This window comes from Pedobacter sp. MC2016-24 (genome assembly GCF_015223055.1).
Taxonomy (GTDB): domain Bacteria; phylum Bacteroidota; class Bacteroidia; order Sphingobacteriales; family Sphingobacteriaceae; genus Pedobacter.
In genome coordinates, this window is the sequence record NZ_JADFBX010000009.1 from 100,877 (window position 1) to 114,822 (window position 13,946).

Consider the following 13,946-nt stretch of genomic DNA (forward strand, 5'->3'; position numbering starts at 1 on the left):
AATATAATTTAAATCATTAAAAATGGAAACTTCAAAACGTATGCAATACGTGAGCATGGCTGCCGCCGCATTGTTTGTGCTATTTGCCTGTAGCCAAGGTTACCGCAACATTGGTTTGCCTCCTGTCATTATCGTCGGGGGATCGGGTATCATCGGATTTGTGATGTGGCATTATACGTACCTGAAGCGACCGGTTGATCCTAAGATTATCCTGCCCTTATTCCTGCTGACGGTAGCTGCTTTGGAAGTTCACATGTGCGAAGAGTACCTGACTGGTTTCGGACCAGCCATGAGCAGGTTATTCGATATAAGCTGGAGTGAAAAAAGTTTTCTGATGATTTTTGCATTCATCGGACCTGTGATCTATACGCTGACGGCGCTCGGGCTGTATTATAGAGTGCCAATTGCTGGATTTATCGCTTGCTTTATTTTTATAGGACCGGGCGTAGCAGAATTTACTCATTTTATTTTTCCTTTGATCAAGCCGTCGATTATGCCGGATTTGGATGGGGCTATATCTCAGGAGATTCATGGAACTTTTGTTTCAGGTATGCACAATTATTGGTGGAAGACAACCGGTAGTTATTATTTCTCCGGCATGTATACAGCTATTCTTCCGATGATTCCGGGTATTTGGGCGATATTGAGGTTGATTCGCAATGTCTCGGTCGCTCAAAAGGACTGATGAAAAGCAAGTGTCCTGATAGATTTTAGTCGTTTCAGACACTTTATTTGTGTTGAATTGTGTATATTAGATCATGCTCCATCGCCGCTCACCATCTGTAACGACAGGCCATCCTATCAAAAAAAGCTTCTGGCAAGAAAACGGACGAAGACAGAAACGTCGTCAACTGTTGAAGAAAAACCGACGCTTTATAGTCTATTCGATCCATCTATTTTTTTTCTTGTCATATTGGTGGTAGTCGTATTGGGCGGTCTGTTGTGTATTTTAAGGATTTTTTAAAAAATAAATCTGCCGTGATAAGTCATCTCGCCGATTATTTAAGTCAATGGAAATTCATTGCAAGCTGTTGATCCATAGTTTAAGGTCAATATGCTTTAGTGATCACAAATATTTACATTTGTGCGTTTAAAAGTTGCATATGGACAAAGAACGCTTGATCACATTTTTTCACCAGACCAATCTGATCACTCCGTCAGTTGCCAGGACAATCGCAGAACAGTTTGACTATAAGTCCATCGCTAAAAATCAGTTTCATTTGGTGGAAGGAACTCTTTGCGACCAGTACCTGTTTTTGGAAAGGGGATACATGCGTGCTTTTGCTCATGATACACTTGGCAACGAAGTCACCACGAGTTTTTATGCTCCTGGTCAGGTGGTCTTTGAGGTTTCCTCTTTCTTCGAGCGGACAAAGTCATTGGAGAATATTCAAGCGTTGAGTGACTGTGAAGGTTGGTTTATCACCTATGCACAATTGAATACCCTTTTCCACAGCTTACCAGAATTCAGGGAATTCGGAAGATCAATGCTGGTTAAGGGGTTCTCTCCAATATGAAAAGTCATATATACTATTTAAGAAGATCAAGCGTGGGAAAAATCCAACTGTCGATGAAGTTCTTAAAGTAAGTAACGGCGAACTTATGGAATATATTTAATCGCTTATGGACTTCACCCAATGTGTCGATGTTGCGATTAATATTTTTGGAATAGATGTCAATGGTTTGATAATAAATACCCCGAAACTTGCACAGGCGTTCTATGAAAAGATGTTCACCGCAGATAGCCACGCGAAATACAGAGAGATTAGGAATTCAGAATATAGGGGAATTTGGTCAGACCAAAAAATGACCGTCAGAGATAAACATGAGTACTTTGCAAAGTTATTTGCACAAGTTTCTAAAAAATATAAGATGCCGGCTAAAACACTTCGATTTATCGAAGATAAGAAGATTGCTGTAATATGCGTTCCCAATAAGGCAGTTGACCTTAATAATATCCACATGGTAATAGATAGGATTAGCGAATTAATTCGCTATTGCTTACTAGCTTACCACTATTTTCATTTTCAATTCGATTCTTTTTTGATTGAAGAGGATGAGGTTGAAAATGAAGATGCATTACAAATCTGGATTAAAAAAGAAGAACTAAAATTGCTCAGTGAAGGACAGTCTAGTTATCTAGACTTAATACACGATGGGAACATCTACAAAAATAAAACTAATCGGCCAATTACTGTCGATTTTGATGCGCTTAATGAATTAGATATTAGGTCTTTAAGTGATGTTATAAAACGAAAGTCTCCATGAGCCTATGGTGAGCTCACAGAAAGTTAGTGCTTTTAGAATAGTTCATAATTCTCTAAAATTCAAATTTATACCCATTTATACTTGCTTGTAGAGAAAACCCGTAAAGCTTTCAATTTCAATCATATTAAGGCTCACTAGGAGTACATTCGATCAAAAGTGATTAATGTTGCTAAAAATGGAATTTTTGATAGTAGTAAATCAATCAGCGAAATTGCTTACAAGTTAGCTTTTAGATATCCTCAACATTTTACAATGATGTTTAAACAAAAAACAAGTATGAGGCAAAATGAATATCGGAGTTTAAATTAGTGTTAGGTGTATATTTCGCAGATATGAGTGGGGAAGAACCAGTTTAAACGAAATGACGTGTCAGTTTAAATGCGGAATCACTGGCCATTTTGCGGTTTTTCCCCACTTTTGTTGAAATACACATATACGTAACAGAATACTTCTTGAAGCAAAAGGATTATTAATTAATGATCAGAAAAACATCGCTGAAATTGCTTATCATCTTGGATTTGCGGACAACTCCTACTTCGGAAAATTTTTTAAAAAACATGAAGGTCTAACTCCGAATGGCTTCAAAAAGCTATATTACAAAACATAAGCTAATAGGATTTACTTTATCTCTATCATGCAGATAATCCACTTGAAGAATTGACTTATCAGTAAAGAATAATGTATAACTATCATTAAGCTCTGAATTACTTAAAATGAAATATCCAATGATAGCTGAATTTATTGACCTTTATTTCCCGCAGTTCGAACCCGCGTTGAAGGAAGTTCTTCTTCAAAATGCAGTAATGAAAACTTTTGATATTGGTGAAATGCTTATGCAGACAGGTCAGAATATGCGTTCCACTGTGCTTATTGTCGAGGGAATGGTCAAGTTATACAGAGAAGGCGACGATGGTGAAGAATTTTTTATGTACTATCTGCAGCCTGGAAACGCTTGCGCACTGTCTATGATCTGTGCAACCAAACAGGAAACAAGCCAGGTCATGGCGAAAGCCATAGAACCGACCACTGTAATGATGATCCCTATTTCATTAATGGATGAGCTTATGCGGGAATATAAAAGCTGGTATTATTTTGTAATAGAAACTTACAGAATGCGATTTGAGGAACTTCTTATTGTAATAGACAACGTAGCCTTCAAAGCAATGGATGATAGACTTGGTTTTTACCTTGAAAAACAGTATTCTGATCTTAAAACCACAGAACTTCATATTACCCATAATGAGATTGCTATTGACCTGAATACATCTAGGGAGGTTATCTCCAGACTGCTAAAAAAAATGGAACAGGCAGGGCAGATTATAATGCATCGGAATTATATTGAATTCATTAAATAAGGTATATCGGTTCTATAACTAAAAAATAAAGGAATCGCAAACCGTGAGAAAAATTATCTAAGAATATTCCACATTCATTTTTCATTTACTATTGTAGCGGTTGATAACATGTACGATGCCTTTGACAAGGTAAGTTTATTTAGTTCTGTGTGACAAAAGTCACCTTATAAGGATTTTTAATCTACGATTTTTGTTTAAAATTAATATAAATGGAAATAATTGCCTACGTAGCCTCTGCCTTAATTGGAATCTCTCTTGGTTTAATTGGAGGTGGTGGGTCTATTCTTACCATGCCTGTTTTAGTCTATTTTTTTGGCGTAAGTCCGTTGCTTGCTACCTCATACTCTTTATTTATAGTAGGCTCTACAAGCCTTGCTGGTACAATCGGGAATTTTAGAAGAGGTTTGGTCAATATCAAGACAGCATTACTTTTTGGAAGCGCATCGATTACGACGGTTTTTTTAACCAGGAAGTTTATCATACCACTTGTTCCCAAAACTATTTTATTAATTGGAAACTTTGAGTTAACCGAAAATATATTGATGATGGTGCTCTTCGCTATTCTTATGGTGGCAGCCTCAGTAGCGATGATACGCGGAGGTAAAGAAGAAGTTTCTCCCCTGATAAAAAAACGGAAATTACATGTAGGTAAATTATTTTATTACGGCATCTCCATAGGTCTTGCTACTGGATTTCTAGGCGCGGGAGGCGGTTTTCTGCTGATTCCTACACTCGTGATCCTTGTGGGACTACCCATGAAGGAGGCAGTTGGTACTTCTCTTTTCATAATTGCGCTCAATTCACTTATTGGTTTTACAGGAGACATTGGGCACTTTGACATTGAGTGGCTGTTTTTATTTAAGATTACGGGGGTGGCCATAGCGGGTATTTTTTTAGGCGGAATGCTAAATAAAAAAATAGAGGGTGACAAGCTTAAAAAAGGTTTCGGATGGTTTGTGTTGGTTATGGGATTTTATATCCTGTTTAAAGAGATCGTCTTAAAATAAAGTGGCTACAGAGACTTGCTATGTGACTCAAGTCACTGTACTCCAAAACCGTAATCTTTAATTTTATAAAATAAAATATTATCATGATCATTGAACAGATTTATACAGGATGCCTCGCACAGGGAGCATACTATCTTGAAAGTAACGCGGAGATTGCAATAATAGATCCTTTACGTGAAGTACAGCCTTACCTGGATTACGCAGAAAAAAATGGTGCTAAAATAAAATATGTACTGGAGACCCATTTTCATGCGGACTTCGTCTCGGGACATCTTGATTTGGCTAAAGAAAGCGGCGCTGTAATTGTTTATGGCCCAAATGCTAAACCGGATTTCCATTATTATGGTGCAAAGGATGGAGAAGTACTCACGCTCGGCGGAGCAAAGATCAAAGTATTACATACCCCTGGGCATACTATGGAAAGCACCTGTTTTTTGGTAAGCGATGAGTCAGGCAACGAAGTTGCACTATTCTCAGGAGATACACTTTTTATAGGAGACGTTGGAAGGCCAGACCTCGCTCAGAAAATAGCTGGTGAGCTGACCAGCGAAATGCTTGCAGGATTTTTATATGATTCCCTCAGGAAGAAGATAATGCCTCTCGCGGATAATATTATAGTCTATCCTGCCCATGGGGCGGGCAGTGCCTGTGGTAAGAACATGAGTAAGGAAACAACAGATCTTCTGGGGAACCAGAAGAAGACAAATTACGCCTTGAGAGCCGATATGACTAAAGATGAGTTTATTAAAGAGGTTACCTTCGGACTGCTTCCACCACCATCTTATTTCCCAGCAAACGTGATGATGAACATTCACGGATATGAGCGTTTTGAAAAGGTACTAAAAAGGGGGATGCATGCGATGAGTCCGGATGAATTTGAGAAAGTCGCTAATGACTTTGGTGCTATTATTCTTGATACAAGATATTCTCAGGCCTTTGCCAGGGGCTTTATCCCGAATTCGATAAACATTGGAATAGACGGGAACTTTGCGCCCTGGGTAGGAACGCTTATTCCGGATATCAAACAGCCCATTTTGCTCGTCACCGAAAACGGGAGGAACGAAGAAGTTCTTGTCAGATTGTCAAGAGTTGGCTTTGACGGCACTATAGGTTTTCTTGAAGGCGGCCTACAGGCATGGAAGGATGCTGGAAAAGAAAGTGATGAAATAGAATCGATCTCGGTAGAGACTTTGTCTGGAATTATTAAATCTGAGCAGATATCAATTGTCGATGTTAGAAAGGTGAACGAATACAAAAGTGAGCACGTTGAGGGTGCTGTTAACTTTCCGCTGGATTATATCAACGAAAACTTCAAAGGTATTGATTGTAATAAAACTCATTATGTTCATTGTGCAGGCGGTTATAGGTCCATGATATTCAATTCAATAATGAGGGCCAGAGGATATAACAACCTAATAGATATCGCAGGAGGATTTAAGGGTATACAGGAAGACGGAACTATTGGTACAACAGCATTTATTTGTCCAAGTACAATCAAATAAATGCATGCAAAAATCATTACTAACCTTTCATTTAAGACATCATGATTAATTTCATCATACAGCCTTGGCCATGGTATTTTTCTGGGACGATGATCGTACTCATCATGCTCATTTTACTTTTCTTCGGAAAATCATTCGGATTCTCGTCCAACCTACGAACAATCTGTAGCATAGCCGGTGCAGGAAAAAGGGTTAAGTTTTTCGACTTCAGATGGAAAGAACAAGTCTGGAACCTTATGTTTCTTCTAGGATCTATCCTGGGTGGCTTCATTGCCAGTTCTTATCTGAGCGATGACAAACCGTTAAACCTTTCGGTAGCCACCATATCCGATCTAAAAAAGTTGGGCATTAACTTCGATGGGGGACTAAACCCCCAATCTCTTTTCTCGGCTCAGGCAATGACAGATCCGGGCAATCTGGCAATACTTCTTATCGGCGGACTTTTAGTTGGTTTCGGCTCGCGTTATGCTGGCGGATGTACCTCAGGACATGCCATTTCAGGGCTTTCAAACCTACAGGTGCCATCCCTTATCGCGGTCGTTGGATTCTTCTTAGGAGGAATGGTAATGACATACTTTATTATTCCTCTAATTTTTTAATATAAAAAATCATTATGAAATTTATAAAATACATTCTGGCCGGAACACTTTTTGGAATAGTAATGACTAAGTCAGAAGCAGTTTCATGGTATAGAATCCAGGAAATGTTCCGTTTCCAGTCGTTCCATATGTATGGAATCATCGGGACAGCTGTTTTACTTGGAATTCTTGCTGTATACCTAATAAAAAAGACCGGCGCCAGAGATATTTCTGGAAGTCCAATAGTTTTTCAGGCCAAGGATAAGTCCTATCCAAGATACCTCATTGGAGGTACAATTTTCGGGCTGGGATGGGCGCTTACAGGTGCATGCCCTGGTCCAATGTTTGTCAATCTGGGGAGTGGATATCCAGCTATGATAATAGTGATATTGGGCGCCTTACTGGGAACCTATCTTTATGGAATTATTAAGGATAGGCTACCCCATTAAAGTTTATAATATCGTCATATGACAGAGTTAGCAGCAATACTGGAACATAGGTGCCCCAGATGCAGAAAGGGAAAAATGTACAAATATTCTATGTTCCACTGGAAATACGACCAGATGTATAGCAATTGCTCCTGCTGTAACCTTAAGTATGAGATTGAACCAGGATTTTTCATTGGTGCAATGTATGTTAGTTATGTATTTATCGTAGCGGAACTTGTTAATGCAGGAATATTTGCTTTCATCTTATTTAATGACAAGGATGAATGGGCTATCATCGGGACAACGATTGCCCCTGTGCTATTGCTTTTTACCTTCAATTACAGATATGCCAGAACGCTTTTATTACACTTACTCTCCCACATCAAGTACAACAAGGAGGCAGGAAATAAATGCTAGCCAAAAAATGATTTGAAGTTGTGTGACAAAAGTCACAAGGAGGAAAATGGTGAATGATTAAATTTGGTTAGATCAATATATAAAGTTATGAAGAAAAATATGGGTAACCTTGATAGAGGTGTAAGGATAGTGATCGCCATAGTTGTTGGAATACTTTACTTTACCGGAGTAATCAGCGGAACGGCAGCGTTTATTTTATTGGTAATTTCGGTCATATTGATTGCCACAAGCTTTATTAGCTTTTGCCACATTTATCTTCCATTCGGTATTACAACTCGTAGAAAAAACACAGAATGACTATGAAAAATCATTATCAAATCCTTATTATAGGCGGAGGCAATGCAGGCATTTCTGTGGCCGCGCAGTTATTAATAAAGAATAGCACTCTTGAAATAGGAATTATTGACCCATCAGAAAACCATTATTACCAACCAGCTTGGACACTGGTTGGAGGAGGTGTTTTCGATATAAAAAAGACAATAAGAAAGGAAGCAGATTGTATTCCAGAAAGGGCACATTGGATACAGGATGAGGTTCTGTCTTTTTCACCTGAACAAAACACTTTAAAATGCAAATTGAGCGGAGGAATCAGCTATGATTACCTCGTAGTTGCGCCCGGTATACAACTGGATTGGCACAAGATTATAGGACTGAAGGAAAATCTTGGGACAAGAGGGATTTGTAGCAATTATACGTTCGAATCTGCACCCTATACCTGGGAAACTTTAAGAAGCCTTGGGTCTGGAAAAGCAATCTTTACCAACCCTAACACTCCGATTAAGTGCGGTGGTGCCCCACAAAAAATCATGTATCTGGCGGCCGATTACATAAAAAAGCAAGGATTACTTCAAAAATCTGAAGTTCATTTCTATAGCGGAGGAGGTGTTATTTTTGGAGTGAAAAAATATGCAGAAGTTTTAAATCAAGTAATTGTTAGATACGGTATTCAAACACATTTTAATTATAACCTGATTGAAATAGATCCAGTTTCAAAAACAGCTGTTTTTGAAACTAAGGGAGATGACAATCAGCTGCTTAGAACTGAGCAACAATTTGATATGATTCATGTTACTCCTCCTCAATCTGCCCCAGACTTTATTAAGAATAGTCCTCTTGCTATTAAGGACAATCCATTAGGTTGGGTTGATTTAAATAGGGACACGATGCAACACAATAGATTTCTAAATATTTTTGGCTGTGGCGATGCAGGTATTACCCCTAATTCAAAAACGGGTGCCGCTATTAGAAAGCAAGCGCCCGTGTTGGTAGATAACTTACTAGAATACATGAAGGGTAAGCCATTGAGTAACTCTTATAATGGTTATAGTTCTTGTCCACTTGTTACCGGTTACGGTAAACTAGTACTTGCGGAATTTGATTACAATAATGAGCCGATGGAAACCTTTCCATTTAATCAGGCTAAAGAACGCTATAGCATGTGGCTGCTTAAGACCAAAGTATTGCCCTGGCTGTATTGGAACAAAATTTTAAAAGGAACAGCATAGATAAGATTTCAATATCATGAAGATAAAACAATTTGAAGACAAATTTCTGTCTCACTATAGTTACGCCATTTTAAGCGAATGTGAAAATAAAGTAGTGTTGATCGATCCTGCCCGCAATCCTCAGCCATATTATAATTATGCCAAAGAAAATCATGCAGAGATTATCGGGGTGATAGAAACGCACCCGCATGCAGACTTTGTCAGCTCACATCTAGAGATCCACCATCACAGCGACGCTCCCATCTATGCAAGTAAGCTCACAGAACCGGGATACCCATTTCTGCCTTTTGATTCAGGAGATGTGCTGGAAATTGGAAAAATAAAATTGAAGGCATTAAACACTCCCGGGCATTCACCAGATAGTATTTGCGTAGTCCTGGAACATGAAGGGAAAGATAAAGCTTTGTTTTCTGGGGATACCCTGTTTATTGGCGACTGCGGCAGGCCTGACCTTCGAGAAAGCGGAGGGGATGCAAATGCCGAGCGGATGCATTTGGCCAGGAAGATGTATTATTCATTGCGCGACCAGCTGATGACCTTAGAGGACGATGTCATTCTTTATCCAGCCCATGGTGCCGGGACGCTTTGCGGTAAAGCGCTTAGTGAGGCCAGCAGCAGTACTATAGGAGCAGAAAAAGCGACCAACTGGTCGCTCAAGGAAATGACTGAATCTGAATTTGTTGAGGAACTTACTTCAAATCAGCCTTTTATCCCGGTCTATTTTTCCTATGATGTGGAATTAAACAAGAAAGGCGCACCAGACTTTCAACAAGCTATAGATCTGGTTGAGATTACCAAAGCCCAGTATCCTATAGATGAAACAGTATGGATCATTGACAGCCGTGACGATCAGCTGTTTAAGGCAAGCCATCAACAACACTCCATTAATATTATGGAAGGCACTAAGTTTGAGACCTGGTTGGGCAGCATTATAAGCCCAGGCGAAGGATTTTATTTGAAGGCTAAGGATGAGTCAACTTTAAAAGAATTAGTTACCAGGACTGCTTCTATTGGTTATGAAGGTCAGATAAGAGGTAGCTTTTTTGGTAATAGTGGAGAGCTTACTATGGAAAATCTGGATTTAGCGGACTTTAAAGCGCATACTGAGCATTATACAATTGTAGATGTAAGAAATGAATCAGAAGTAAAAGAACACAAAATATTTCCCGGCAGCGTTGCTATTCCCCTTGGTGAGTTAAGAGGGAGAATAGAAGAAATCCCGACAGATAAACCCATTGCAGTGCACTGTGCAGGAGGATATCGAAGTGCGGCCGCCAGCTCAATGATCAGTGCTAAATTGCAAGGAAAGGTAATGGTGTTTGATATTGGTAATGCAATCAAACAATTCAGTTAGACCTCAAATGAAGAAGGATCCAGAGGAAATATTTGAAGTGAAAACTGTTGTGACTCTTTTAAGGACGGTATTATATTTAGTTATTGGAGTGGTCGTTCTTGGAGGGATAGCCCTTTTGATAATTAGCAAGAATAGTATTCAAAAAGTAAAGGCCACACACAGTACCGCCGTTTCAAGTGTCGCTCATAAAGGAAAGCCTGATTCAGCTTTGGATCAGAATAGAACACTATGGCAGGCACCCGATACCAGTAGTATGCCTTCTGACGAAAAAGGAAAATTAATTCGTTACGGTAAAAATCTTGTTGCCTATACTTCAGAATATCTTGGTCCGATGGGTAGCGTTGCCAGGCTATCAAACGGGATGAATTGTCAGAATTGTCACCTTGAAGCGGGTACTAAGCCCTTTGCATTAGATTTTTCGGTTTTTATTAGTCAATATCCAAAGTTAAATGGCAGAAGTGGTAAGGTTGAGCCTGCCCACGAGCGCATTAACGAGTGCATGGAGCGGAGTATGAATGGTAAACGCTTAAAACCTGATGGTAAGGAAATGAAAGCAATTTTGGCTTACATGGCTTGGGTCGGTGCTGATCACGCAGATCATAAAGCTGGCGGACAATCGGTGGAAAAGTTACCTTACATGTCTCGGGCAGCTGATCCATTAAAGGGACGAATGGTCTATCGTTCCCAATGCCAAAACTGCCATGGTGAAAACGGTCAGGGTCTGTTAGCTGTAAATAAGAAATCCTATGTTTATCCACCTTTATGGGGGAATAAAAGTTATAATGACGCAGCTGGCATGTACCGTTTAAGTAACTTTGCAGGGTTTGTCAAGAATAATATGCCATTGGGAGTTACTTATAAAAGCCCAAAGCTTAGTGATCAGGAGGCCTGGGATGTAGCAGCATATGTGAACTCGAAACCTCGAGGGCACCGCGATCAGCATAACGATTATAAAGAAAAGGATAAAAAGCCAATAGATTTTCCTTTTGGCCCGTACCAGGATGCTTTCAGCGAGCAGCAACACAAATTTGGTCCGTTCGCAGTTATCAAGTCAGCCAATAAAAGTCATAAAAAAAATTAAAATGAAACATTATAAATTACTATTGATCGCTTTCGCCCTAATGGCTTTAACAAAGCCGGTTGTAGGGCAAACCAATTCTTTGTCTGGTTTTGCCGGAGCAAAGGCAACCAAAAGACATTATAAAGCGTTATATGTACTGAATAGTTCCGAAGAAAAGAAAATATCCGGGACGCTCAGGAATATAAAGAACGCGCTGGATGACCCGCGCCTGAAAGGAAAACTAGAAATTGAGCTTATCGCCTTTGGCGAAGGAGTTGCAGTCTACTATAAAACCGGCAAATACGAGGAATCATTAAAGGCACTTGTGGCTAAAGGGGTGATCCTGGCGCAGTGCGAAAATACAATCAGGGAAAGAAAGATTCAAAAATCAGAATTATTCGACTTTATCCATTACGTGCCTAGTGGAAATGGAGAAATTATCATTCGCTCAGCCCAGGGCTGGGCAATTGTGCATCCCTAAACTAAATCAAATGAAGTTATCAATTGCTTATCTAAATGATGTTCACGGTTACCTGGAGCCGCATAGCGAATTATTTTTTGAGGGTATGGAGAAAAAGGTCAGTAGCGCAGGTGGCTACGCCAGGATCATGACTCTTGTTAAAAAAATCCGAGAAGAAAATCCAAATACGCTTGTCTTTGATGGGGGTGATACTTTTCATGGTACGCTGCCACTGGTTGAAAGCAAGGGAGAAGCAATTTTACCTGTACTCAAGCAGTTTGGATTCAGCGCCATGGTCGGCCACTGGGACTTTGCCTACGGAGCTGATCAGCTACTTAAACTTCAGCAGGCGTTGGGATACCCTGTTCTTGGTATTAATGTTTTTAAGTCTGACGGTAGCTTGCTATTGGATCCTTACCTCCTTTTAGAAGCAGGTAGCATAAAGATCGGCGTAATTGGTATTTGCTCCAATATTATTGATAAGACCATGCCAAAGAACTTTAGCGAGGGCCTGACCGTCACTGACGGCATGAAGGAGCTCTCTGGGGTGATTCGTGCAATCAAAGATAAAGGAGCTGATCTGGTGTTTCTACTCTCGCACAATGGTTACCCTCAGGATATAAAAATGCTGAATGAAATCCCGGGAATTGATGTTTGCCTCAGTGCCCATACCCACAACAGGCTCTTTGAACCAACCGTTATCTATGGATGTATTGTCGTCCAGTGTGGCTGCCATGGTGCTTTTCTTGGAAAGCTTGACTTACTCATAGATCATGCAAAAATACAAGGGTATGAATATGAATTAATTCCAATAACTGATTCAATTGATGAAGACCCGCAAATCAGTGAGATTGTGGAGCAGATCATGGAGCCCTATAAATATTTGCAAACCCAATATATTGGGGAAACAACGGGGCTGCTACACAGGTACAATACAATGGGTTCCTCTATGGATGATCTTTTATTGCGAGCTGTATGCTTAGCTGCAAAGACTGCTCTTGCTTTCTCGAATGGTTGGAGGTATAGTGCGCCGATACCTGCAGGAAAAATTAGTAAGTGGGATCTTTATAATATGATTCCAATGAACCCGCCTGTATCTGTAGTTGAATTGACGGGTGAGGAGATTATTGAAATGCTGGAACAGAATCTGGAAAGGACTTTCTCTGCAGATCCGATGATGCAAATGGGCGGATACGTAAAACGTGCCGTTGGCTTGCATGTATATCTTAGAATTGAGAACCCTAAAGGGAGCCGCATTCAGCAGACGTTTGTTGGTGATAAGCCGCTTGATAAAACTCAAACTTACCAGTTAGCGTTTGTTACCAGCCAGGGAGTTTCTGAAAAACTAGGTACTGGCAGGAAAGACCTGGACATCGATGTCGTGGAAGCCATTACTAATTTCTTACATAAGCACAACCCTTATGATCCCTTAAAGGAGTCCTCTTATATGCTCATTTAAAATAAAAACCTTACTTTTACAAAAAATGAAGAAAACTAATCGGCAACATTTCAACAGTTTCAAACTTAATGGCTATAAGCTGTTGGGGATTTGCATGTTGATTTTTTTGATTACGATTTCCTCATGTGGTGTACGGAAAAGTTTAGCACATTTGTTTTCACAGGAGTCCTCCTTTGTCATTCAGGGGACGATTCCCGGCAAAGTTCGCCTGTTTCCAGATCAAACTATAGCTGTCTGGAATACTAGCTGTACTCAATTTGAAGAGGGTAAAAGCAGTTTAATCTCCGGTATAGATGTGCAGCGCTCAACAGCAGCAACGCTATTGTTGTATTTTACCCTGGTACCTGCTTTTTTAATTTCTGTTCTTCTATTTTACAAAGATCACAACCATCTGCCGGTTCCGTATTCTCTACAAAACTGGCCCCAGCTTCCCCTTTTCCTTCGGAACAGGCTTCTGTTAATATAGAATTTCTGCAACTATCATCCTGGATGTACCTGCTTTTGGCGGGTATCCTTATCTTATTGCACATTTCTATCATTAATACTTAAAAGA

General features: G+C 39.8%; 17 protein-coding genes. 16 read left to right on the forward strand and 1 reads right to left on the reverse strand.

What is annotated here, in order from left to right; all coding sequences use genetic code 11:
* Positions 1 to 22: 22 nt before the first annotated feature.
* From IM797_RS19390 to IM797_RS19465, 16 genes are all read left to right on the forward strand, one after another.
* Complete coding sequence (locus IM797_RS19390; RefSeq protein ID WP_194128831.1) at positions 23 to 685, forward strand: hypothetical protein; 663 nt, start codon at positions 23 to 25, stop codon at positions 683 to 685.
* A 418-nt stretch (positions 686 to 1,103) separates the two neighbouring features.
* Positions 1,104 to 1,517 (forward strand): Crp/Fnr family transcriptional regulator, encoded by a 414-nt coding sequence (locus IM797_RS19395; RefSeq protein ID WP_194128832.1) that lies wholly within the window; start codon positions 1,104 to 1,106, stop codon positions 1,515 to 1,517.
* 106 nt (positions 1,518 to 1,623) lie between these two features.
* The gene (locus IM797_RS19400; protein ID WP_194128833.1) at positions 1,624 to 2,268 is read left to right on the forward strand and encodes a hypothetical protein; all 645 of its coding nucleotides are present in this window, start codon (positions 1,624 to 1,626) and stop codon (positions 2,266 to 2,268) included.
* 433 nt (positions 2,269 to 2,701) lie between these two features.
* Complete coding sequence (locus IM797_RS19405) at positions 2,702 to 2,875, forward strand: helix-turn-helix domain-containing protein (RefSeq protein ID WP_194128945.1); 174 nt, start codon at positions 2,702 to 2,704, stop codon at positions 2,873 to 2,875.
* A 106-nt stretch (positions 2,876 to 2,981) separates the two neighbouring features.
* Positions 2,982 to 3,623: a Crp/Fnr family transcriptional regulator gene (locus IM797_RS19410; RefSeq protein ID WP_228098964.1), complete on the forward strand. Its 642-nt coding sequence runs from the start codon at positions 2,982 to 2,984 to the stop codon at positions 3,621 to 3,623.
* A 209-nt stretch (positions 3,624 to 3,832) separates the two neighbouring features.
* Entirely contained in the window at positions 3,833 to 4,630 is a 798-nt protein-coding gene (locus IM797_RS19415; protein ID WP_194128834.1) for a sulfite exporter TauE/SafE family protein, read from the forward strand.
* Between the two features lie 83 nt (positions 4,631 to 4,713).
* On the forward strand, positions 4,714 to 6,132 hold the full coding sequence (locus IM797_RS19420) for a rhodanese-like domain-containing protein (protein WP_194128835.1): 1,419 nt from the start codon (positions 4,714 to 4,716) through the stop codon (positions 6,130 to 6,132).
* 41 nt (positions 6,133 to 6,173) lie between these two features.
* Positions 6,174 to 6,731: a YeeE/YedE family protein gene (locus IM797_RS19425; protein WP_228098965.1), complete on the forward strand. Its 558-nt coding sequence runs from the start codon at positions 6,174 to 6,176 to the stop codon at positions 6,729 to 6,731.
* A 14-nt stretch (positions 6,732 to 6,745) separates the two neighbouring features.
* Positions 6,746 to 7,159 carry a DUF6691 family protein gene (locus IM797_RS19430; protein WP_194128836.1) on the forward strand — a complete coding sequence of 138 codons (414 nt, stop codon included), beginning with the start codon at positions 6,746 to 6,748 and terminating at the stop codon, positions 7,157 to 7,159.
* 75 nt (positions 7,160 to 7,234) lie between these two features.
* The gene (locus IM797_RS19435; RefSeq protein WP_194128837.1) at positions 7,235 to 7,555 is read left to right on the forward strand and encodes a DUF983 domain-containing protein; all 321 of its coding nucleotides are present in this window, start codon (positions 7,235 to 7,237) and stop codon (positions 7,553 to 7,555) included.
* 99 nt (positions 7,556 to 7,654) lie between these two features.
* A complete protein-coding gene (locus IM797_RS19440) occupies positions 7,655 to 7,852 on the forward strand; it encodes a DUF2892 domain-containing protein (RefSeq protein WP_228098978.1) in 198 nt (65 codons plus the stop codon).
* Between the two features lie 2 nt (positions 7,853 to 7,854).
* Positions 7,855 to 9,060 (forward strand): FAD/NAD(P)-binding oxidoreductase, encoded by a 1,206-nt coding sequence (locus tag IM797_RS19445; RefSeq protein ID WP_194128839.1) that lies wholly within the window; start codon positions 7,855 to 7,857, stop codon positions 9,058 to 9,060.
* Positions 9,061 to 9,076: 16 nt separating this feature from the next.
* Positions 9,077 to 10,414: an MBL fold metallo-hydrolase gene (locus IM797_RS19450; RefSeq protein ID WP_194128840.1), complete on the forward strand. Its 1,338-nt coding sequence runs from the start codon at positions 9,077 to 9,079 to the stop codon at positions 10,412 to 10,414.
* Positions 10,415 to 10,775: 361 nt separating this feature from the next.
* Positions 10,776 to 11,495, forward strand: coding sequence for a c-type cytochrome (locus IM797_RS19455; protein WP_370583100.1), 720 nt, complete (start codon positions 10,776 to 10,778; stop codon positions 11,493 to 11,495).
* 1 nt (position 11,496) lies between these two features.
* Positions 11,497 to 11,955 (forward strand): DsrE family protein, encoded by a 459-nt coding sequence (locus IM797_RS19460; protein WP_194128842.1) that lies wholly within the window; start codon positions 11,497 to 11,499, stop codon positions 11,953 to 11,955.
* 10 nt (positions 11,956 to 11,965) lie between these two features.
* Entirely contained in the window at positions 11,966 to 13,393 is a 1,428-nt protein-coding gene (locus tag IM797_RS19465) for a bifunctional UDP-sugar hydrolase/5'-nucleotidase (protein WP_194128843.1), read from the forward strand.
* Positions 13,394 to 13,725: 332 nt separating this feature from the next.
* Here the strand turns inward: IM797_RS19465 and IM797_RS19470 are convergent, their stop codons facing one another.
* Positions 13,726 to 13,923, reverse strand: coding sequence for a hypothetical protein (locus IM797_RS19470; protein ID WP_194128844.1), 198 nt, complete (start codon positions 13,921 to 13,923; stop codon positions 13,726 to 13,728).
* Positions 13,924 to 13,946 lie beyond the last annotated feature (23 nt).

Bases quoted from the DNA above. Each gene is read 5' to 3' on its own strand.
- IM797_RS19390 (WP_194128831.1), top strand. From the start codon at position 23: ATGGAAACTTCAAAACGTATGCAATACGTGAGCATGGCTGCCGCCGCA.
- IM797_RS19395 (WP_194128832.1), top strand. From the start codon at position 1,104: ATGGACAAAGAACGCTTGATCACATTTTTTCACCAGACCAATCTGATC.
- IM797_RS19400 (WP_194128833.1), top strand. From the start codon at position 1,624: ATGGACTTCACCCAATGTGTCGATGTTGCGATTAATATTTTTGGAATA.
- IM797_RS19410 (WP_228098964.1), top strand. From the start codon at position 2,982: ATGAAATATCCAATGATAGCTGAATTTATTGACCTTTATTTCCCGCAG.
- IM797_RS19415 (WP_194128834.1), top strand. From the start codon at position 3,833: ATGGAAATAATTGCCTACGTAGCCTCTGCCTTAATTGGAATCTCTCTT.
- IM797_RS19420 (WP_194128835.1), top strand. From the start codon at position 4,714: ATGATCATTGAACAGATTTATACAGGATGCCTCGCACAGGGAGCATAC.
- IM797_RS19425 (WP_228098965.1), top strand. From the start codon at position 6,174: ATGATTAATTTCATCATACAGCCTTGGCCATGGTATTTTTCTGGGACG.
- IM797_RS19430 (WP_194128836.1), top strand. From the start codon at position 6,746: ATGAAATTTATAAAATACATTCTGGCCGGAACACTTTTTGGAATAGTA.
- IM797_RS19435 (WP_194128837.1), top strand. From the start codon at position 7,235: ATGTACAAATATTCTATGTTCCACTGGAAATACGACCAGATGTATAGC.
- IM797_RS19440 (WP_228098978.1), top strand. From the start codon at position 7,655: ATGGGTAACCTTGATAGAGGTGTAAGGATAGTGATCGCCATAGTTGTT.
- IM797_RS19445 (WP_194128839.1), top strand. From the start codon at position 7,855: ATGAAAAATCATTATCAAATCCTTATTATAGGCGGAGGCAATGCAGGC.
- IM797_RS19450 (WP_194128840.1), top strand. From the start codon at position 9,077: ATGAAGATAAAACAATTTGAAGACAAATTTCTGTCTCACTATAGTTAC.
- IM797_RS19455 (WP_370583100.1), top strand. From the start codon at position 10,776: ATGAATTGTCAGAATTGTCACCTTGAAGCGGGTACTAAGCCCTTTGCA.
- IM797_RS19460 (WP_194128842.1), top strand. From the start codon at position 11,497: ATGAAACATTATAAATTACTATTGATCGCTTTCGCCCTAATGGCTTTA.
- IM797_RS19465 (WP_194128843.1), top strand. From the start codon at position 11,966: ATGAAGTTATCAATTGCTTATCTAAATGATGTTCACGGTTACCTGGAG.
- IM797_RS19470 (WP_194128844.1), bottom strand. From the start codon at position 13,923: ATGTGCAATAAGATAAGGATACCCGCCAAAAGCAGGTACATCCAGGAT.